The sequence below is a fragment of the Granulicatella sp. genome (assembly GCF_057274575.1).
Window position 1 is genome coordinate 1 of sequence record NZ_DBHISP010000015.1, and the last position, 20,695, is coordinate 20,695.

General features: G+C 40.7%; 26 protein-coding genes and 1 pseudogene. 8 read left to right on the plus strand and 19 right to left on the minus strand.

Features of this window, described 5'->3' with window-relative positions; translation table 11 throughout:
• Positions 1-133: pseudogene (locus ACO5V7_RS07460) on the minus strand (DNA mismatch repair protein MutT); the annotation flags it as partial.
• Between the two features lie 315 nt (positions 134-448).
• Positions 449-1,837, minus strand: a complete 1,389-nt coding sequence (gene mnmE, locus ACO5V7_RS07465; protein WP_485485670.1) for a tRNA uridine-5-carboxymethylaminomethyl(34) synthesis GTPase MnmE — start codon at positions 1,835-1,837, stop codon at positions 449-451.
• A gap of 257 nt (positions 1,838-2,094) precedes the next feature.
• On the opposite strand from mnmE, the gene ACO5V7_RS07470 reads away from it, so the two are divergent.
• Positions 2,095-3,261, plus strand: coding sequence for an aminotransferase class I/II-fold pyridoxal phosphate-dependent enzyme (locus tag ACO5V7_RS07470; protein ID WP_485485671.1), 1,167 nt, complete (start codon positions 2,095-2,097; stop codon positions 3,259-3,261).
• An 84-nt stretch (positions 3,262-3,345) separates the two neighbouring features.
• Here ACO5V7_RS07470 and msrA read toward each other — a convergent pair whose 3' ends face one another.
• Genes msrA through ACO5V7_RS07490 form a run of 4 tightly spaced genes read right to left on the minus strand, consistent with a single transcriptional unit; the run spans position 3,346 to position 6,311 of the window.
• The gene (gene msrA / locus ACO5V7_RS07475) at positions 3,346-3,867 is read right to left on the minus strand and encodes a peptide-methionine (S)-S-oxide reductase MsrA (protein ID WP_485485672.1); all 522 of its coding nucleotides are present in this window, start codon (positions 3,865-3,867) and stop codon (positions 3,346-3,348) included.
• An 11-nt stretch (positions 3,868-3,878) separates the two neighbouring features.
• Positions 3,879-4,781, minus strand: a complete 903-nt coding sequence (gene sdaAA / locus ACO5V7_RS07480; protein WP_485485673.1) for an L-serine ammonia-lyase, iron-sulfur-dependent, subunit alpha — start codon at positions 4,779-4,781, stop codon at positions 3,879-3,881.
• 26 nt (positions 4,782-4,807) lie between these two features.
• The gene (sdaAB, locus tag ACO5V7_RS07485; protein WP_485485674.1) at positions 4,808-5,485 is read right to left on the minus strand and encodes an L-serine ammonia-lyase, iron-sulfur-dependent subunit beta; all 678 of its coding nucleotides are present in this window, start codon (positions 5,483-5,485) and stop codon (positions 4,808-4,810) included.
• A gap of 55 nt (positions 5,486-5,540) precedes the next feature.
• Positions 5,541-6,311, minus strand: coding sequence for a MurR/RpiR family transcriptional regulator (locus ACO5V7_RS07490; RefSeq protein ID WP_485485675.1), 771 nt, complete (start codon positions 6,309-6,311; stop codon positions 5,541-5,543).
• Positions 6,312-6,424: 113 nt separating this feature from the next.
• Between ACO5V7_RS07490 and pfkB the strand changes: the two genes are divergently transcribed.
• The 7 genes from pfkB to lacD all read left to right on the plus strand — a co-directional run bounded on the left by pfkB (position 6,425) and on the right by lacD (position 13,642).
• Positions 6,425-7,345, plus strand: coding sequence for a 1-phosphofructokinase (gene pfkB / locus ACO5V7_RS07495; RefSeq protein ID WP_485485676.1), 921 nt, complete (start codon positions 6,425-6,427; stop codon positions 7,343-7,345).
• A gap of 24 nt (positions 7,346-7,369) precedes the next feature.
• Positions 7,370-8,773, plus strand: coding sequence for a PTS fructose transporter subunit IIC (locus ACO5V7_RS07500; RefSeq protein WP_485485677.1), 1,404 nt, complete (start codon positions 7,370-7,372; stop codon positions 8,771-8,773).
• Between the two features lie 35 nt (positions 8,774-8,808).
• On the plus strand, positions 8,809-9,258 hold the full coding sequence (locus ACO5V7_RS07505) for a PTS sugar transporter subunit IIA (RefSeq protein ID WP_485485678.1): 450 nt from the start codon (positions 8,809-8,811) through the stop codon (positions 9,256-9,258).
• Positions 9,259-9,475: 217 nt separating this feature from the next.
• The gene (locus ACO5V7_RS07510) at positions 9,476-10,204 is read left to right on the plus strand and encodes a GntR family transcriptional regulator (protein ID WP_288294745.1); all 729 of its coding nucleotides are present in this window, start codon (positions 9,476-9,478) and stop codon (positions 10,202-10,204) included.
• Between the two features lie 19 nt (positions 10,205-10,223).
• Entirely contained in the window at positions 10,224-11,390 is a 1,167-nt protein-coding gene (locus ACO5V7_RS07515) for an AgaS family sugar isomerase (RefSeq protein WP_485485679.1), read from the plus strand.
• Positions 11,391-11,417: 27 nt separating this feature from the next.
• Positions 11,418-12,575, plus strand: a complete 1,158-nt coding sequence (gene nagA, locus ACO5V7_RS07520) for an N-acetylglucosamine-6-phosphate deacetylase (RefSeq protein ID WP_485485680.1) — start codon at positions 11,418-11,420, stop codon at positions 12,573-12,575.
• A gap of 62 nt (positions 12,576-12,637) precedes the next feature.
• Complete coding sequence (gene lacD, locus ACO5V7_RS07525) at positions 12,638-13,642, plus strand: tagatose-bisphosphate aldolase (RefSeq protein WP_485485681.1); 1,005 nt, start codon at positions 12,638-12,640, stop codon at positions 13,640-13,642.
• A 267-nt stretch (positions 13,643-13,909) separates the two neighbouring features.
• On the opposite strand, the gene ACO5V7_RS07530 is transcribed toward lacD, so the two are convergent.
• The 13 genes from ACO5V7_RS07530 to ACO5V7_RS07590 all read right to left on the minus strand — a co-directional run bounded on the left by ACO5V7_RS07530 (position 13,910) and on the right by ACO5V7_RS07590 (position 20,695).
• Complete coding sequence (locus ACO5V7_RS07530; protein WP_485485682.1) at positions 13,910-14,227, minus strand: heavy metal-binding domain-containing protein; 318 nt, start codon at positions 14,225-14,227, stop codon at positions 13,910-13,912.
• Positions 14,228-14,326: 99 nt separating this feature from the next.
• Positions 14,327-14,524, minus strand: a complete 198-nt coding sequence (locus ACO5V7_RS07535) for a heavy-metal-associated domain-containing protein (protein WP_424695077.1) — start codon at positions 14,522-14,524, stop codon at positions 14,327-14,329.
• Positions 14,525-14,544: 20 nt separating this feature from the next.
• Positions 14,545-16,788: a heavy metal translocating P-type ATPase gene (locus ACO5V7_RS07540; RefSeq protein WP_485485683.1), complete on the minus strand. Its 2,244-nt coding sequence runs from the start codon at positions 16,786-16,788 to the stop codon at positions 14,545-14,547.
• 142 nt (positions 16,789-16,930) lie between these two features.
• Complete coding sequence (locus tag ACO5V7_RS07545) at positions 16,931-17,344, minus strand: hypothetical protein (RefSeq protein WP_485485684.1); 414 nt, start codon at positions 17,342-17,344, stop codon at positions 16,931-16,933.
• Between the two features lie 40 nt (positions 17,345-17,384).
• On the minus strand, positions 17,385-17,576 hold the full coding sequence (locus ACO5V7_RS07550) for a hypothetical protein (protein WP_485485685.1): 192 nt from the start codon (positions 17,574-17,576) through the stop codon (positions 17,385-17,387).
• A 21-nt stretch (positions 17,577-17,597) separates the two neighbouring features.
• Positions 17,598-17,801, minus strand: coding sequence for a hypothetical protein (locus ACO5V7_RS07555; protein WP_485485686.1), 204 nt, complete (start codon positions 17,799-17,801; stop codon positions 17,598-17,600).
• Between the two features lie 10 nt (positions 17,802-17,811).
• Positions 17,812-18,144: a hypothetical protein gene (locus ACO5V7_RS07560; RefSeq protein WP_485485687.1), complete on the minus strand. Its 333-nt coding sequence runs from the start codon at positions 18,142-18,144 to the stop codon at positions 17,812-17,814.
• Entirely contained in the window at positions 18,144-18,464 is a 321-nt protein-coding gene (locus ACO5V7_RS07565; RefSeq protein ID WP_485485688.1) for a hypothetical protein, read from the minus strand. The genes ACO5V7_RS07560 and ACO5V7_RS07565 overlap by 1 nt, the downstream gene beginning before the upstream one ends.
• A gap of 79 nt (positions 18,465-18,543) precedes the next feature.
• Positions 18,544-18,915: a hypothetical protein gene (locus ACO5V7_RS07570; RefSeq protein WP_485485689.1), complete on the minus strand. Its 372-nt coding sequence runs from the start codon at positions 18,913-18,915 to the stop codon at positions 18,544-18,546.
• Positions 18,916-18,991: 76 nt separating this feature from the next.
• Positions 18,992-19,369, minus strand: coding sequence for a hypothetical protein (locus ACO5V7_RS07575; protein WP_485485690.1), 378 nt, complete (start codon positions 19,367-19,369; stop codon positions 18,992-18,994).
• 23 nt (positions 19,370-19,392) lie between these two features.
• Complete coding sequence (locus tag ACO5V7_RS07580; RefSeq protein ID WP_485485691.1) at positions 19,393-19,719, minus strand: Imm59 family immunity protein; 327 nt, start codon at positions 19,717-19,719, stop codon at positions 19,393-19,395.
• Entirely contained in the window at positions 19,712-20,041 is a 330-nt protein-coding gene (locus ACO5V7_RS07585; protein WP_485485692.1) for an Imm59 family immunity protein, read from the minus strand. Before ACO5V7_RS07585 ends, ACO5V7_RS07580 begins: the two co-directional genes overlap by 8 nt.
• Positions 20,042-20,044: 3 nt before the next feature.
• Positions 20,045-20,695, minus strand: coding sequence for an Imm59 family immunity protein (locus ACO5V7_RS07590; RefSeq protein ID WP_485485693.1), 651 nt, complete (start codon positions 20,693-20,695; stop codon positions 20,045-20,047).

Consider the following 20,695-nt stretch of genomic DNA (forward strand, 5'->3'; position numbering starts at 1 on the left):
TCTCTGCTGCTTCGAGTTTGCCACCAACGCCAATGTATTTGCCCTCATGGACATCGTTTGGTTTCTTATTGCGTAATAACAGTAAAAATTCTTTTCCATTATCGATATAACAGATTGTTGCTAGCTTCGTCATCAGCATTTCCTCCTTGTGTCATTCATTTCTATCGATGCGCCCAATTCTTGGGAACATCACAGCATTCGAACGAGGAGCGTTCACTCGTTCACTCTTTATGAAAGAGATAAAACGGAAATTCTTACGGATTCTATAGGAATCCTTCACAGTGCGAAGGATTCGTAATGGGGAATAGCAACCAATGTGAATTACTGACTCTTGGGTATAACCCTTAGAGTCAGTTTGAAGCTTGGTAGGAATTGAGACGTAAGGCTCAATCCGATGCCCCATTATCGCTACTATGAAGACATCCGTAAAGAATTGAAGTTTAATCTCTTATTTCCCTAAACAGAACTGACTGAACAATTGTGTTAACAGCTCGTCTTGGACAGTGTCACCTGTGATTTCACCTAAGAGATCCCAAGCGCGTGTAAAATCGATTTGAATTAAATCGACAGGCATGCCCATTTCGACCCCATTCGCCACTTCTTGCAATGCTAGTTCTGCCTTTTCAAGAAGCGCAATATGACGAGTGTTCGATAAGTACGTAGCGTCGCGCTCATTCATTTGCCCTTGGAAGAAGTAATCGGCAATCTTTTCTTCTAATTGGTCGATGCCTTCTTTCTTGAGCATTGACGTTGTGACGATTTCGCTGTCTGTCGCGAATTCTTTGACCTTGTCCATGTCAATTTTCGTTGGTAAGTCTGTTTTGTTTAATAAAATAATACGTTTGAAATCTTTTGTTTGCTCTAATAAGCGGAGGTCTTCATCCATCAACTCTTCGCTTTGGTTTAAAATCAAGAGCACGAAATCCGCTTCGTTTAATGCTTTACGGCTTCGTTCCACCCCGATACGTTCAACAACGTCATCTGTTTCACGAATTCCCGCCGTATCAATCAGTTGGAGCGGCACCCCACGAACATTCACGTACTCTTCAATCGTATCACGAGTCGTTCCAGCGATATCCGTTACGATGGCTTTTTCCTCGCGTAATAGAACATTCAATAGACTCGATTTTCCTACGTTTGGACGTCCAACAATGGCTGTCTTCAATCCGTCACGCAAGATTTTTCCTTGGCTCGCCGTGTTTAGCAATGCACGAATGCCTTGTGAGACTTGCTGCGTCTTCTCGCGCAACAATTGCAAGGTCATTTCTTCCACGTCGTCGTATTCCGGATAGTCGATATTCACTTCCACTTGCGCTAATGTGTTTAAGATTTCTTGTCGTAAATTCTGAATTAACTTCGAAAGTTCTCCATCAAGTTGGCGCATTGCCATTTGCATCGACTTATCTGTTTTGGCGCGAATCAAATCCATCACAGCTTCTGCTTGTGAGAGGTCGATTCGCCCATTCAAGAAGGCGCGTTTTGTAAATTCACCTGGCTCCGCCAGGCGCGCTCCCATGCGAAGAACAAGTTGCAAGATGCGGTTAATAGCCACAATCCCACCGTGACAGTTAATTTCTACAATATCTTCTCGCGTAAAAGTCTTCGGAGCGCAAAGCACTGTCACCATCACTTCATCAATCACTTCATCATTCTTTGGATCCACGATATGACCATAGTGAATCGTATGACTGGCTTGTTCTTTTAATCGTTTATCTTTTAATCGATATACTTCGTCTGCAATTCGAATTGCATCATCACCACTAATACGAACAATTCCGATAGCCCCTTCACCAGGCGCCGTTGAAATCGCCGCAATCGTATCAAATTCTGTCTGCATACTGTCCCTCGCTTTCGTTTCATTGCACAAAAAAAGTGCACACTCCACCCCTTCTTTTTCTAGGGTGGCTCGCACTTTGACTGCTAACCGATATTCTCAAAGAGATTATACACTATTTTATGTAGAATTCATAGACAAAAAGACAGATTGGATAAAACCCCACCGTTTTTTATTTTCTTTGTAAAATTCTATACTTCTCGTTGCACTCTTTCTCAAAACAAGATACAATTTCCCTATGAATCTAAAGGAGGATTCCTATGACACTAGAACACCCATTCAACAAAATCGTAGTGAACAGCAAGATATCTGATATCCGTCAATTTGACGCAGAAGTATCAACAATTCCTGGCATTATCAAATTAACTCTTGGAGAACCAAACTTTGACACACCTGAGCATATTAAAGAGGCGGCTATCCAAGCGATTAAAGACAACCACTCACACTACACACCAAACTCAGGGATTCCTGAATTACGAAAAGCTGTGGCAGACTATTACAACAAGAAATTTAATTTCAATTACACAGGAGACCAAGTCATCACAACGATTGGGGCAACGGAAGGGATTAACGCTAGCTTACAAGCCATCTTAAACCCTGGAGACACCGTTATCGTTCCAACACCAGTCTTCCCGCTGTATTTGCCAATCACATTGTTGAACCAAGGGAACTTCATTACAGTAGATACAAGTGAAGACGGCTTCGTATTAACGGCTGACAAATTACGCGAAACGATCGAAGCAAACCCAGATAAAAACTTCAAAGCAGTTGTTCTTGTATACCCAAGTAATCCAACAGGCGTCACTTATTCTAAAGAACAATTGGAAGACTTATCTGAAGTGATTAAAGAGCACCAACTATGGGCGCTGTGCGATGAAGTATATGCAGAATTAACATATGACAAGACTCACTACTCTCTTGCAAACATCTTACCGGAACAAACGATTGTCATCACTGGTTTATCAAAATCACACGCAATGACAGGATGGCGTATTGGATTCATCTTAGGACCAACACACTTCATGAACGAAGTCGTAAAATCTCACCAATACATGGTGACTGCTCCAACAAGCTTTGCGCAATACGGAGCACTTGCGGCAATGTTACACGGCCAAGAGGACTGCGCGAAAATGATGGTGGAATATAGCGAGCGTCGTGACTACCTTGCTTGTGAGTTGAAGAAACTTGGCTTTGAAGTGGCAAGTCCTGACGGTGCGTTCTACCTATTCGCGAAAATCCCTGCGAAATGCGGTACAGACTCATGGGCATTCGTGCGTGACCTTGCTCCAAAAGCAAAAGTAGCACTCATCCCAGGGGTGTCTTTCGGACCTGGTGGAGAAAGCTATGTTCGTTTCAGTTACGCTGCTTCAATGGAAAACCTAAAAGAAGTAGTCGATCGCTTAACTGATTACTTAGCAAATATCTAACACATGAAATTACCATATATGGTAATTTCATGTGTTTTTTCTGAATGCATACAAAAAGCTACGAGTTAACCTCGTAGCTTTCTCTTATTTCCAAACACTCTCGATAAAAGTGTCGCGACCCGAAAGTCCGCGGTAACGTTTGTAATGTTCAGGATCCTTCTTGTAAAAATCTTGATGATATTCTTCTGCTGGATAGAAGGTACTTGCAGGCTCGATTTTTGTCACGATATCTTTTTTGAATCGTCCGCTGGCTTGCAAGGCTGCTTTTGAAGCTTCCGCAATCCTTCTTTGTTTCTCGGAATGATAGAAGATGACTGGACGGTATGAATCTCCACGGTCCACGAATTGTCCCATTGCATCCGTTGGATCCGTTTGTTGCCAGTAGACTTCTACGAGTTTTTCATAAGGGAATACTTCTGGGTCGAACGTGATTTGCACGGCCTCTGTATGTCCTGTTGTTCCGCTACAAACTTCCTTGTATGTCGGATTTTCTTTGTGGCCGCCTGTGTATCCTGAAATCACAGACTCAATTCCTGGTTGGCTGTCAAATGGCTTCACCATGCACCAGAAACAGCCTCCTGCAAATGTAGCAATTTCTTTTGCCATGTGTATTCCTCCTACTCTTGTTCCGGGTTCAATGAAACATCTTCCCCGAAAATGCGCATCTTAATCGCAACACCTGTTCTTGTGCCTGCCATTCCACCGAGTCCCGTTTCACGGAGTTCTCGTGGCATCCTGATCCCGATACTACGCATTGCTTCAATCGTTTCATCCGCTGGAATCACGTTTGTAATTCCTGCAAGTGCCATATCTGCGGCGATTAACGCATTCCCTGCACCAATGGCATTTCGCTTCACGCAGGGCACTTCTACCAGTCCCGCTACAGGGTCACAAACAAGTCCTAATAAATTCCCCAACGCTGTCGCAAAGGCTTCTGAACTCTCTTGCGGTGTTCCTCCTGCCGCTTCAACGGCTGCAGCTGCGGCCATCGCACTGGCACTTCCAACTTCCGCTTGGCATCCGCCCATCGCTCCAGAAATCATTGCGTTATTGGCAACGACCATCCCAAAAGCTGCCGATGTAAAGAGAAAACGCACTTGTTGTTCATGGTTCAAATTCATTGTATCTGCAATTGAAAACACAACTCCTGGCAAAGTTCCACTGGCTCCAGCGGTAGGTGTTGCGCAGACTAAACCCATTGCAGCATTGACTTCATTAGTTCCTAGGGCATATTGGACACCCGCTAGAATACTATCTCCTGACAATGTTTTTCCACGTTCCCGATATTTCTTCATCTTCAACGCATCTCCACCGGTCAGCCCTGTTGGAGAAAAGACCCCTTCACCTTCTACGCTTCGTTCGACGGCATTCTTCATCGTTTGTAAGTTTTTTTCCATTTTTTCCCAGATGTACTCACGACTTTGCTGGGTCATGTCCATTTCCTGTTCAATCATAATTTCAGAAATGGGTTTCTTTTGTTCTGTTGCTAATGCTACCAATTCTTTAATGGTCGAAAACATTGCAAACTTCCTTCCTCATCATCTCATTACGCAAACAGATAAATCGTATGCGTTTGTCTTAATGTTTGTATTTGTTGTTTTAATTCTGGTGATAATAAATCCGCTAATTCATATCCAATCATTTGGCGATTTTCGGCCATTGCTACTCTCTGTTTCGAAATAGTCACCCCATGCTCTTGTAATAGTTGATATACTTTTGGCATTTCACCAAGAGATACCACTTCAAGCAATATTGGAAGTGGGCCTGAAAGCTCCATCTTAAAGCTATCTACTTCGATATATTTTACCTCAACAGCTCCTCCGCCGACAGAAGTCCCAATGAGGCGAATCGTACGTTTCTCGTCGCTCAAGGTTAAAGCTGCGGTATTCGCATGATTAACTGGACTCATCTCTTTGCGCTCGACAAACTCGATTTTTACTCCTTTGTCCCTAGCGATTTCAACTGCTCGGGGAACACGTTCATCATCTGTTGCAAAGCCTAAGATTCCACTAATAATCGCAAAATCCGTCCCATGTCCTTTATGCGTTTCGGCAAATGACTCATAATAGTCGCAACGCACATTATTTGGCGTTCCGCCAAATAATTGTCTAGCGAGAGCCCCAATCGCAATCGCCCCAGCAGTATGTGAAGAAGAAGGCCCCACCATAATTGGACCAATAATATCAAAACAACTCTTATAATTTTGTACTTTATTACTTTCCATGCCGGAGCTCCTTTCTTTGCTTTACTATCGTATCAGTATCCGTCTTTAATGTAAATTATTTTTGGCCGACAACCCTTATAGCATAAGCATCTAGCAATATCCGACTAATCACTTGTAGCGGCAGGCGCGAACGAACTTCATAATCTGGGAAATACGAGCTTTCTGATTTATATCCTACAAAAGTAATATCACTTATTTTTGCCAGAGGACTCGCGCCATTAGCCGTTACTACAATAATGGGAACTTCATTTTGTTGACAAACTTTAGCCGCTTCGACTAATTCTTCTGTATGTCCATTCAGAGATATAATAATCGCCACATCTTGCGCATTTAATCGATGGCTAATCGTCTTTATAATATTGGGGTCTACATATTGTTCGCATGTCCGTTCCAATAAATGAAATTTTATCTCCATTTCACTGGCAATCATTTCACTCAGTCCCCGAGAAAATAAGTAGACGCGTTGTGCCCCAAAGATTGCTTGAACGGCATCTTCTATTGCTCTACTATCCAATTGCTCAATCGTTCGCCGGACCTCTTGCTCATTCTTCGCTACAACGGCTTGAATCTTTTGATCCACAACCTCCAAACTTTTGAAAGTTAATAAATTTTCATTTGCAAATCGATATTGCTTTTTCAAATCATGTTTAAAACTCGTAAATCCGTCATACCCGAGCTTTCTCATCGTTCGCACAATGGACGCAGTTGAAACATTTGCTCGTTCGCTTAGCTTTACAATTGAAATAGAAGGCATCTCTTCTAGATGTTCCTCAATATAGGCAAGTAGATATTTCTCCGTGTTGGTTAAGCCTTTCGTGTTGAACATGTAAACTCCTCCATTTTGTAAAGATTTACAAATGTTTCCCTCATTTTAGAAAACATTTACAGTATGCTGTATGTAATAATAAGTATAACAAAAAAATCATAATAGGAGGTGAAATGATGATTTATACGTGTACGATGAATTTAGCAGTAGATTTATTTATTAAAACCATGCAAATGTTACCTTCTGAAGTAAACCGAACCGAAGAGGCCGTTTACATGCCAAACGGAAAAGGCGTAAATGTCAGCTTTATCTTAAAAAAACTTGGAATGAAGAATACTGCACTAGGTTTTAAAGCAGGTTTTACTGGTCAATTCATCGAAGACGAGCTACATAAGGAAGGCATCCAAACACAGTTCGTTAATGTAGACGGAATTACTCGAATCAATGTATTTACTCAAGTAGTGTCAACGAGTGAAGAGTTTAAACTCGTAAATCAAGGTCCTAGTGTGAGTCAACTCCAAAAAGAAGCACTCCTCAAAATAATAGAGAATATGAATACGGAGGACTTTTTATTTGTATCTGGCAGTCATCCGGAAGGCATCACCTATACGACTTATGAAAAAATTGCAAAGACCGCTCAACTTAGAGGGTTTAAGTTAATCCTTGATACTTCTGCCGACTTTGTACCTGACCTTTTAAAGTACTGCCCCTATCTTATCAAACCCAACGACGAAGAATTGGCTGAGTGGTTTGGTTTGATAAATCCGAGTCTTGAGGAAATTAAAGACTGTGGTCAAAAACTACTCGAAAAAGGAGCCGAAAATGTATTAGTTTCCTTAGGTGAAAAGGGAGCAATTCTATTCACGCCAACAGAAACAATCCATGTAACAGCTCCAAAAGGAGAAGTTGTGAATACTGCTTGTGCAGGTGATACTCTTTTAGCTACATTTGTCGCAAGCCAATTGTTAGGTTTATCAGATGAAGAAGCTTTAATCAAAGCTGTGGCTGCAGGTAGTTCAACCGCATTTAGACCTGGTTTGACAGATTTTTCAGACGTTCCTACATTAATGCAACAAATCAACCGCATTTTATAGCCCACAAACAAAGGAGGAAAAACAATGACAAAATATGATATTATCGCTGCCACTGGGTGTCCGACAGGGATTGCACACACTTATATGGCACAAGAAGCTCTTGAACAAGCTGCTAAAAAAGCAGGAGTAACGATTAAAGTTGAAACACATGGTCAAATCGGCGTTGAAAATGAACTCACTCCCGAAGAAATCGCAAATGCAAAAGCCGTCATTATTGCTGCTGACAAGGACGTTCAACCACAACGTTTCGTCAACAAAAAAATTATCGACGTTTCAGTTGGACAAGGAATTAAAAATGCCGATGAATTAGTGGCACAAGCTCTTCGCGGAGAAGGTATTGTGAAATACCACTCTGACGATGCAGTTGTTGAAGCTTCAGAAGCTCCACAATCTTCTAACGTTGGTAAGAGGTCTATTGGCCGTGAAATCTACAAACATTTGATGAATGGTGTTTCACATATGCTTCCATTCGTCGTTGGTGGTGGGGTGCTCATCGCGATTTCATTTGCGGTATTCGGAATATACTCATTCGATCCAAATCATGAAACTTACAATGCCTTTTCTGCACAATTAAAAGAAATTGGTGGCTTAGCAATGGGCTTGATGACTCCCGTTCTAGCAGCCTACATTGCACAAAGTATCGGAAATCGCCCCGCTTTAGTGAGTGGTTTTGTTGCTGGTTTAATGGCAAGTAACGGTGGCGCAGGATTCCTCGGTGGTATCGTCGGTGGTTTCTTCGCAGGTTACTTAGTTGTATTCTTGGAAAAATTATTTAAAGGACTTCCTAAAACATTAGATGGTCTTAAAGCTATTTTCTTATATCCATTATTAGGCGTATTCATTACTGGTTTATTTATGAGCGTTATTGTAAGTCCAATGGCTGGTATTAACCAATCATTAATGGACTTCTTAAAGGGATTCCAAGATTCAAACCCTATTCTTCTTGGTCTTGTAATTGGATGTATGTGTGCCTTTGATATGGGTGGTCCAGTGAATAAAGCTGCATACGTTACAGGTACTGTTCTTCTTGGCGAAGGAAATACTGCATTCATGGCTGGGGTTTCTGCAGCATGTATTGCTCCTCCACTAATCACAACCGTTGCCGTATTATTATTCAAAAACCGTTTTGACACAAACGAACGTAATGCTGGTTTAGTTAACTTCATCTTAGGTTCAACACACATTACTGAAGGAGCTATTCCTTTCGTAGCAAAAGATCCACTTCGCGCGATGCCTTCAATGATGTTAGGTTCTTCAATCGCTGCTATTTTAACTTATCTTTTCGGCGTACAAGTCCCTGCTCCTCACGGTGGATTCCTAGTATTACCAGTTGTCACACATCCATTCTTATGGGTATTAGCGATTGCAATTGGTTCTGTTATCGGTGGTATTGTTCTTGGAGCCACTCGTAAGCCACTTTCTGAATAATAGGCAATCGTTTTTAAAATCTTAGGAGGTTTGAAATGTTAATTAGTAAAGAATCTATTTTCTTAAATGAAAACCTTACTTCTCAAGAAGAAGTGTTTCACTTCATCGCTCAAAAAGCTGTAGCACTAGGCATTTCAGCAGACGAAAATGCCGTGTACAACGGACTTGTAGGACGTGAACAACAAGGAACAACAGGAATGATGGACGGATTCGCGATTCCACATGCAAAATCAAGTGCCATCACGACTCCGAAAATCGTGATTGTACGACTTAATGAAGGAATCGATTGGAATAGTATGGATGGGAAACCTACTTTATTCATCTTTAGTCTACTAATTCCTGACGGAGAAGCTGGAACAACCCATCTGAAGCTACTAGCAACCGTAGCTCGTATGCTCATGAAAGCTGATGTGAAGGAAGCTTTATTAGGCGCTAAAACTGCTGAACAACTTGAAGAAGTATTAAATAGTCATTTAGGAGCTTAGTTTCCAATTATATGGGAGAGAATAACGATGATTATTCTCTCTTTTTTACTCCTTTTTCAAAATTCACTTATAAGTGAATTTCGGGAGCTGCTTTCATTTTTTCTGGGGATCATCATTCTTTTTCCTCCAATTCTATTGACGAAACCGATAAAAACTCTTACAATAAAGTTAACTGGTAGTGACCAGTTGTGGAATGTTTTTGAAAGGAGGATTCAATATGGTTGCTAAACCCTCTCCTCTTTATTCAACGCTAAGTCTAGCATTAATGGATTTCATTAAAACAAAGGGGAAAGCGCACGAAAAGATGCTTTCAGAAAGAGAAATTACGAAAGTATACAATGTGAGTCGAACCACTGTTAGAACAGCGCTAAAAGAATTGGAGACACTTGGGTTTATTTATAAACGCCATGGCAAAGGGACGTTCATCTCAAATCAGTGGAAAGAACGTCAAAACTTACTAGAAGGATATAGTTTTACAGAACAGATGAAGGAACTCGGTAAAGTCCCTACGACAAAGATTACTTCTCTGGACTGTTATGAAGCCGATGAATTTATCGCCCCATTAATTGGGATTGAAGCGGGTGATAAGCTATTTCGATTGAAACGCATTCGGTATGCAGACGGAATTCCGCTTATGAAGGAAACCACATTTTTACCTTACGATGTTTTTAAAGGGTTAACAAAAACACTTCTAGAAGGTCATTCTTTATACGATGTGTTTGCAAGTAAGTTCAATCAGCAAATCCACTATGCTGACGAAGAATTTTCCGCAAGTATTTTAAGTGCGGAAGAAGCTGAAGCGCTGAATGTGGATCCGCATGGAGCTTGCTTAAGGTTTAGACGAACGACATTGAATCACGAAAATCGCATTATTGAATACACCATTAGTGTAGCTAGAAGCGATCAATTCTTCTACAAGGTAAGACACTATCGAACAAATCAATAAAAAATTTTGGAGGGGTATTATGTTTCAATTTTCAACCAGTCAATTAGAAGCTTTATCTGCAGAAATTACAACGCGCGAAATTCGCCAACAACCAGAATTGTGGAAAGAAGCTTTTGATTACTACAAAGCAAACTTAGAACGCATCACTGCTTTCTTAAACAACTTACCTGAAGGTCGCCTTCGCGTGATTTTCGCAGGTGCGGGTACATCACAATATGTGGGAGATACAATTCTTCCTTACTTAAAACGTACAGGAAATGAAGACCGTTTTGATTTCCAATCTGTTGGAACAACAAACCTTGTAAGTAATCCACATGACTACTTCAAAGCAGAAATTCCTACAGTGCTTGTTTCATTTGCACGTAGCGGGAACTCACCAGAAAGTCTTGCAAGTGTGCAACTTGGCCAACAAATCGTGCGAGACTTCTATCAAATCACGATTACTTGTGCGCCAGAAGGAAAATTAGCCATTGCTGCTAAAGATGATACAAATAACTTACTCCTAATGATGCCAGACCGCTCTAACGACGCTGGTTTTGCGATGACAGGAAGCTTCACATGTATGACTCTTACAGCGCTTCTTGTATTTGACGAAGCACACTCACTTGAAGAAAAAGAAGGTTTTGTAAAAGCCATCCGTCAAATGGGTACAAGCGTTCTAGAACGTGAAGACGTGATTCAACATTACGTCAACTTAGACTACAACCGTGTCATCTACTTAGGTTCTGGTTCTCTAAGCGGTCTCGCTCGCGAAGTTCAATTGAAGATTCTTGAATTGACTGCTGGACAAATCGCAACAGCCTTCGATTCTTCAATGGGATTCCGTCACGGTCCTAAATCATTTGTAAACAGCTCTTCTCTAGCCTTCGTATTCGTATCTAGCGACGACTATACGCGTCAATACGATATCGATATCTTAAACGAATTACACGGCGATCAAATCGCACGCCTTGTTCTTGCGGTTGGAGTGGATGCAGAGAGCGACTTTGAAGGTCTATCTTTCAGCTTCGATAAAGAATATCGTTTCGTTCCAGATGCTTACCTTGCACTTCCATATGCGGTATTTGGCCAAACGGTTTCTCTACTTTCTTCTATCAAAGTTGGAAACAAACCAGACACTCCTTCACCAACAGGCACTGTAAACCGTGTCGTTAAAGGAGTAACGATTCACCCATTAGAAGCATAAATAACTTTATTGAAAAGAGATGATCCTATGACAACTTATATTTATGCCAAAGCATTTTATTTTGAAGACGAAGTGAAAGGTCCAGGGTACTTACCGATCTTAGACAATGGAACTTTCGGAGCCTTCCAAACCGAAAAACCAGAAAGCACCGCTACGATTATCGACTACGGCAACTACCAAATTGCCCCAGGTCTTGTGGATACACATATTCACGGATTCAAAGGCGCTGACGTAATGGATAATGACGTAGAAGCACTTCGTACCATTTCAGAAGGACTTCCTTCCTGCGGGGTTACTTCTTACTTACCAACAACCTTAACCGCCTCTCGTGAATTATTAGCGGATGTCTGCCAAACAGTCGGCGATAACGCAACTACACTTGGCGGCGCTAAAATCAGAGGGATTTTCCTAGAAGGTCCATTCTTCTGTGAAAAATACAAAGGCGCGCAAAACCCTAAATACATGGGCGACCCTAAATCTGAAATCTTAGATGAATGGCAAGAACGCGCTGGCGGTTGGGTGAAGAAAATCGCGATTGCGCCTGAACGTGACGGTGCGGTTGATTTCATCAAACACGCGAAAACAAAAGACATCTATGTCGCTCTTGCACATACAGATGCCACTTACGAAGATTGCAAAAACGCCGTTGAAGCCGGTGCGAATATCTTCGTTCACACTTACAACGGAATGCGCGGCTTACACCACCGCGAACCAGGCGTTGTCGGTGCTGCACTCACATTGCCAAACGTATTCGACGAACTCATCTGCGACGGTCACCACGTCCACCCAGTGAGCGCAAGTATCGTCATGAAATGTTGCGGTCACGACCATGTAGCCCTTATTACAGACTGCATGCGTGCAGGCGGTATGGGCGAATGCGAATCGATGCTTGGTGAATTCCCTGTTATCGTAAAAGACGGTACCGCTCGCTTGAAAGACGGTGGCAGCCTTGCCGGAAGTATCCTAGAACTCATCCAAGGGGTTCAGAACGTTGTGAAATGGGGCATTGCGACTCCACACGAAGCTATTACAATGGCCAGCCTTGTTCCTGCAAAATCAGTCGGTATTGACGACGTTTGCGGACGCATTGATCCAGGGTACGCAGCGGACTTCATCGTATTAGACGATGAGTTACAACTCAAAGCGACTTACTTAGATGGTAAGCCTTATTTCGAAGCAAAATAATCAAAAAGACAGTGAGTACGAGGCGTGAGAGTGCCCCAATTCATAACTTAAGGAGTGTTATTATGTCAAAATTAGTATTAACAAAAGGAAAATATGATCATTTAGTAAAACTTTCAAACAAAAACCATGTCATCGGTGCTTTAGCGATTGACCAACGTGGTTCATTGAAAAAAATGATTGCTGCAGGAAACCCAAATGTAAAAGGGGACGAAGGCATCATCCGCTTCAAAGAATTAATCTCTGAAGAATTAACAAAATTCTCTTCTTCAATCCTTTTAGACCCTGAATACGGTCTTCCAGCTGCAAAATTACGCCACGAAGACTGCGGACTTTTAATCTCTTACGAAAAAACTGGTTACGATGCTACAGAAATCGGCCGCTTACCAGACTTACTTCCAATCTGGTCTGCAAAACGTATTAAAGAATTAGGCGCTGACGCTGTTAAAGTTCTTTTATACTATGATATTGACGAAGACCCAGCGATCAACGACATCAAACATGCATGGGTAGAACGTGTCGGTAGCGAATGTGTGGCAGAAGATATTCCATTCTTCTTAGAAATCGTTTCTTACGAAGCAAGTGACGACGATGTGAAATCAGCTGCATACGCAAAAGTAAAACCTCATAAAGTAAACGACGCAATGAAAGTCTTCTCTGACCCACGTTACAACGTTGACGTATTAAAAGTGGAAGTTCCAGTAAACATGAACTTCGTAGAAGGATACACTAAAGAAGGCGTTGAACCTGTTTATACTCGCGAAGAAGCGTTACGTTTATTCAAAGAACAATCTGAAATCACTCATTTACCATTCATCTTCTTAAGCGCTGGTGTTTCTGCTGAATTATTCCAAGAAACATTACGCTTTGCAAAAGAAGCTGGTTCTACTTTCAATGGTGTATTATGTGGTCGTGCAACATGGAAAGATTCTGTAGCTGTGTTTGCGACTGAAGGGGAAGAAGCTGGTCGTGCGTGGTTGGCAAACCAAGGACGTAAGAACATCGAGGACCTTAATGTGGTTTTAGATGAAACTGCAACTCCATGGTTAGATCGTGCAGAAGTAAAATAATAAATATTAAACACCTAGGATTTTCTCATACGAGTAGTAATGGCTGTACCGGTCTGAGCCAAGGTCTCAGACCTCTCGAGCCTCAAACAGACTCTAGGAAATTTCATTTCCTGAGTCTGTAATTCGCATCGAGTACACTCGCGACTACTACTCGTATAGAATCCTAGGTGTTTTTTCGCAACGCTCTACTTTTTTACTTCTACTAACCATGAGATGAAACGAGGTCAAAAAAAGAAAGCTAGGCTATCTGCCTAGCTTTCTTAATTTTTATAGTGCTTCAATAACGACTGCGGTTCCGCTACAGGTGACCATAATCATGCCATCCATATACTCATAGTCCATTTTCACGCCTACTACAGCATTCGCTCCGATTTTTGCAGCTCTTTCTTCCATTTCTTGTAGAGCTTCTTCTCTAGCTTCTGAAAGTTCTCCTTCATAAGCTCTAGAGCGGCCTCCAAAGAAATTTCTTAGTCCAGCTGCGATATCTTTTATAGCATCAACACCTGCTACCACTTCACCAAAAACAATCCATTTATACTCAACAATTTGATACCCTTCGACCGTTTGCGTTGTAGTAATAATCATAGAAATTCCTCCTTTTGTTCTATCTTCATATTACTGCACCTGTGGCAAAAAATCTATAGGAGAATAGTCCGATATATCATTCAAGCGGTCTAAATTTTTTTACTTTTGAATGCTGTATTTTGTGCCTTCGAGGGATGCTTGTAATGCGTCGACGCTTGCGTCTCCTTCGACTGTGGCTACTTTGTTTTCTAAGCTGACTTCAACGTTTGTCACGCCTGGGACGTTTGAAAAGCGTTCTTTCACTGTGTTGGCACATCCTGCGCATTTAATTCCTTCTAAATTGTATTCTTTTTTCATCACAAATCTCTCCTTTAAAGTTATGCTTTCCAGCGTTTTAATCTTAGGGCGTTGAGGACAACAGATACCGAACTGAAGCTCATTGCAGCTCCGGCAATCATTGGGTTGAGGAGTGGTCCGCCAAAGAGGTGAAGAACTCCCATCGCAAATGGAATTCCGATTACATTGTAGGCAAATGCCCAAAATAGATTTTCTTTAATATTACGGATGGTCGCACGGCTAAGTTTTAACATCGCTGGTACATCCATCAAGTCGCTCTTCATTAAGACAGCATCTGCAGATTCGATGGCTACGTCTGTTCCGGTACCGATTGCGATGCCGACTTGTGCTTGTGCAAGAGCTGGGGCATCATTGATACCATCCCCCACCATCGCCACAATATAGCCTTCTTCTTGTAATTTTGAGACATAATCCGCCTTATCTTGCGGTAAAACTTCACTAAATACGCGGTCAATCCCCACTTCAGCGGCAATCGCTTGTGCAGTACGTTCGTGGTCCCCTGTCATCATGGCTACTTGAATGCCCATTTCATGTAGGGTTTGAATGGCACGCGCGCTGCTTTCTTTTACGGTATCCGCAACAACAATCAGCCCTTGTACGGCATCGTTATATCCGATATAGAGCGGTGTTTTTCCTTGTTCCGCAAAACGGTTTGCTTTTTCGTTCATCTCAACATTGGCAAGACCATTTTCGCGCATCCATTTTTCATTTCCAAGGAAGACAAGTGTTTCACCAACGTGGCCTTTAATCCCAAAACCAGGAATGGCTTCGAAGTTCGTCACTTCATCAAATGCAGCCCCTTGTTCTTTAGCTTTGGCAACAATCGCTTCGCCAAGAGGGTGTTCGGACGCTACTTCAAGGCTAGCAGCTAGGCGAATGAGGGCGTCTGCATCGGTAGAATCGGCACTGACCACATCTGTGACAACAGGAGTCCCGTTTGTAATCGTACCAGTTTTGTCGAAAACAACCATATTCACGTGGTTGGCTTCTTCTAAGGCTTCCCCGCTCTTCAAAAGAATTCCATTTTCGGCCCCTTTACCAGTCCCTACCATGATAGCAGTTGGTGTCGCAAGCCCTAACGCACATGGGCAGGCGATAACGAGCACTGAGATGGTAATCGTGAGGGCAAATACCCATGATTCCTGTCCAAGGAAATACCAAGCAAGTCCAGAAACAAGAGCCAAGACGATTACGATTGGAACGAATACTCCAGAAACCTTGTCGGCCAGTTTTGCAATCGGTGCTTTTGATCCTTGTGCTTGTTCGACTAACTGAATAATTTGAGAAAGGGCTGTGTCTTTCCCGATTTTTGTTGCTTTTAGAATGAAGGAACCTGTTTTATTTAAACTTGCCCCAATCACTTCATCGCCAACTAATTTTGATACTGGAATACTTTCCCCTGTTAACATCGATTCGTCAACGGTTGAGTTTCCTTCTGTCACGACACCATCGACTGGAACTTTTTCACCCGGTTTTACACGAATGAGGTCGCCCACTTGCACTTCTTCTACAGGAACTTCTACTTCTTGTCCGTCTCGTAAAACAGTCGCCATTTTAGGGGCAAGTCCTACGAGCGTTTGAATCGCCATGGATGTTTTCCCTTTTGACACGTCTTCGAAGTATTTTCCAAGTGTGATTAAGGTTAAAATAACGCCGGCTGATTCGTAGTAAAGGTTCATCGCAAAATGCGCATGGCCTTCTAATACGTGGTACGTTCCGTAAAGGCTATAAAGGAACGCAGCGCTTGTTCCAAGTGCGACTAAGCTGTCCATGTTCGGATGTCCTTTAGACAAGGCCTTAAATCCATCCACGAAGAAACGACGTCCGACCCAGAGAATTGGGAGAACGAGCGCCAATTGAATCAACGCGTAGCTAACTGGACTTTGCATTGGGCTTAGAAAGGCTGGCATTGGAATTCCAACCATATCAGCCATTGCGATAAAAAGAAGTGGCACGGTGAAAATCGCTGAAATGGTTAGGTTTCGCTTCATTTCTCTTAAGTGCGCTTCTTTCTTTTCGTTCTTTTCTTCGAGTTCTTCTTCCACTGATTTGCCACGAGGACGAGCGCCGTATCCCACACCATCGACCACTTTGGCGATGTCTTCAGGGGTCACGCTATCGTTTGCTTCAACAGTCATGATCTCGGTCGCCAAGTTGACGCTAGCTTTATCAACGCCTGGAATTTTGCTGACGGCATTCTCGATCGTCATGGCACATGAAGCACAACTCATTCCTTCAATAATGTACTCTTTTTGTTTGCTCATTACTTTCACCGCTTTCGTTTACATTTGTAATTTACATTGTTAGTTTACACCCGTAATTTACAAATGTCAACAATGAAGCTTAAAAAAATTTTTTTAATAAAAAAACTCAAGCCAACAGCGATTCTGCCAGCTTGAGTTTATGTTACTCAAAGTCATACAATACCTTTCCTTTATGAATTCCTGGTGAGTGGTTCATTGTGATACGTCCTAATTCAGGAATACTATCTTCCTTGTCCATAGTAAAATCTACAAAAATGACTGTTTCAGGTATATTATTAAACTTTCCTCTTATTGACAAATTATAGTAGGACGTTGACACACCGTTGCTTACAGGGACTACTTTTAGCGTATTCCAATCAAACTGAACTGTTTCAATTTTCGGATACTCTGAATGCACCCACGCAACGATTTGTTTTTCATGCTCTTTCAACCACGCCAATTGCTTATCTCTTGCCGTCGCAAAAATTGTATTGGCACGCCATTCTTGATTGCTTAAAACTGTTGCACCTACCCCTAAAAGTGCAACGGTTCCTATAATCGCTAATTTTTTCTTCATTCTTTCCCATTCCTATCTTTTATTGTTTAACAATTTTGAACTACTCATAATCGTAAACTACACCATCTTCCTTTTCGATTTTAGGTGGATGGTTCATTCTTATTTTTGACATTTGCGGAATATTATCTTGATGATCCATGAGAAAGTCTACAAAAATTATTGTTTTCGGAATATTATTGAAAGTACCGTTAAGTGACAAATTATATCCGTTTATTGATACTCCATTACTCACAGGCCCCACTCGTAATGAAGCTCAATCAAATTGAATAGTTTCAACTTTGGGATATCTTGAATGCACCCATGCAACAATCTCTTCCTCATGCTCTTTCAACCACACCAATTGCTTATCTCTTGCTGTGGCAAAGATTGTGTTTGTACGCCACTCTTGATTACTCAGCGCAACGGCTCCTACACCTAACAACGCAACAGTTCCTATAATCGCTAACTTCTTCTTCATCCTTTTCCCTCTATTCTCCTATATGTATCAATGTATCAATGCCTTTTTTCAAGGCCTCCCGATACGCATCATCGCCTGTAGTATCCTTGTCATACCATGCCATTACAATTTTTGCCCGTTCATCAACAATCTGAGCAACTTCGATTTTAAAGAATCTATACGGAGCGAAACTTGCATCCTCCACGACGATTTCTCCCATTCTATCCTCTGTTTCCAATATGATTCTTAAATAGTCTTCGTTATCCGCAACCATTTCCGTTTGAACGCCATGCGCATCTAGAACTTCGCTATTTTCAAGTAGCCATTCTCTAACAATCGTTTTAACTCTTTGAATTCTATCCATCATTTTTCACCTATATACTTAATTTCAATATTAGATTTATCTACATTCCCAGTAATATATTCTGTTCGTTTCAACTGATCGAATTTTTGAATAGGTCCTAATACTAGTTCTCCCTCACTCTTATCAAGAAAGTCTAACTTTTCTATTAAAAACGATGTTACGATATTCTCATCGTTATTAATCTTTATTTTCAAACGATAACTACCTGTGCTCTCATTTTTTGTAAAACTCAAGAACTCGATTTCTTGGATATCATAATTTCTATAGATACGAATTGCGACATTATCTTGTGTTCCTTCGTGATGGTTGGTTTTGAGCAAGTGACTGCCATTGCTCCAACAAAAAATAAAATAATTATTGCGATTACTTTTTTCATTTTCTAATCCCCTAATGTTACTGCTACTCTAGATACTTGATTTTAATTTCTGTATTTTGAGTGTCGTCATCTAATACACTTTTTCTTTCGAAATCATAAAATCTGTTCACTGGATTCAATACAAGAAATCCTGTTTTCTTATTAAGAAATTCGAGTTTATCGAAAATAATGACCGTTTCTAATGTGCTGTCGTTATTCACTTTCAATTTCAAAGAATAACTTCCTGTGCTCATATCTTTAGTAAAACTCATAAATTCAATTTCTTTAAAATCGTATTTTCGCCCTATTCTCATCACAACATTCTCTTGCTGCTCTTTTGTGATTTTTGGTTTTGAGCAAGCAACTAGCACAAATACACTCGCGATTACTGCAATAATGGCTAATAACTTTTTCACCCTTAACGCCCTCCCGGCTGCATCATTTTTCATCTTCATCCCTATACGAGAAAAGGACAATGCAGTCCTATTCACATTATTTCCCACCGATATATGTTATCTTTATTTTTAATTCGTCGAGCTTATCATTAATTATATTTTGTCTTTTAATATCATCGAAATATTCATGCGGGCTTAACGACATTTCTCCTTCCGATTTTTCCAAGACACTAAGGTCATAGATAGATAAAACCGTTTCTTTTTTCTCATCTCCGTTAAGTTTAATTCTTAGATAATAAGTCCCCGTACTGTCATTCTTTGTAAAACTCAAGAACTCGATTTCTTGGATATCGTAGTTTCTATAAATACGGATGGCCATATTGTCTTGCTGCTCTTTTGTGATTTTTGGTTTTGAGCACGCAACCAGCACAAATACACTCACAATTACTGCAATAATGGCTAATAACTTTTTCATCCCTTAACGTCCTCCCGGTTGCATCATTTTCCATCCTCATCCCATAGCGGTGAAGGATAATCTGGTGTAAATCCTAACTCTTTGCCTTGTATATTCATTTCAACATAATTTTCTAACGTGTTTATAAAGTCCGCCTTAGCTTCCTCAAAACTGTTAAATTCAACCGTATTCCCAATTACATAGAATCTGTCATCTCGACTGTTAATCATAAACTTTCCATCTCTATAGAATAAGTGAAACGCCCATTGTAACCGCTTAGTTTCATCAAATAAAACATAATGTAAGCTCTCGAAATGACGTTTTTTTATTTCTTGTTCAACTATATATTTCATGTTCTCAATATCAATCATCGATTTTATCCCATAATGGAGAGGAGTATTCAGGAACTTCTCGATTTTCTACAGACGTTTTATTTATAAAAACTGTTAACTTCAGATTATGGATAAATTTTTCTTTTGCCTCTTCAAATGTTTTAAACTTAAAAATACCTCCTGTACTGGCTCGATCCATTGTTGAGTAGACTTCATACAATTCCAATTCTGGATTATATTCTATTCTAGTTTCCCACTCAGAAGGTCTGTGATCATTAAAAATAGAATATCTTAAACTCTCGTAACCTAAATCTTGAATGGTTGATAACAGTTCTAAACGTTCTTTGGCTTCATCTCTCATCTTCTAGTGTTCCTCTTTTTCATCCCATAACGGTGATGGATATTCTGGTGATAATCCTAACTGTATATTCAGTTTATTAGATTCTATAACAAGTTCTAATTTTTCAAAAAAATCTTTCTTTGCACTTTCAAAATTATCATACTCTTTGCTGTGTCCCACTATATATGATCTGTCATCTCGACCATCAACATAAAATTTTCCATTTTTCTGATAAAGATGAAATGCCCAAGGAAGACGTTTATTTTCGTCAAATAAAACGTAATGTAAGCTCTCAAAATGACGTTTTTTAATTTCTTGTTCAACTATATATTTCATGTTCTCAATATCAATCATCGATTTATCCCATAATGGAGAGGAGTATTCTGTACCTATACCCTCGTCAACATAATATCTATTTATAAAAACAACATTTTTAAGAATTTCTATAAAACGACTCCGTGCTTCTTGGAAGTTTTGGTATGAATCTTTACCATTCGTACTTGCTCTGTCCATTGTCGAATATACTTCATATACTTCTAATTCAGGATTATATTCTATTCTTGTTTCCCACTCCCTTGGTCTATGATCGTTGAAAATGGAATATCTTAAACTCTCGTAACCTAAATCTTGAATAGTTGATAACAGTTCTAAACGTACTTTGGATTCGTCTCTCAT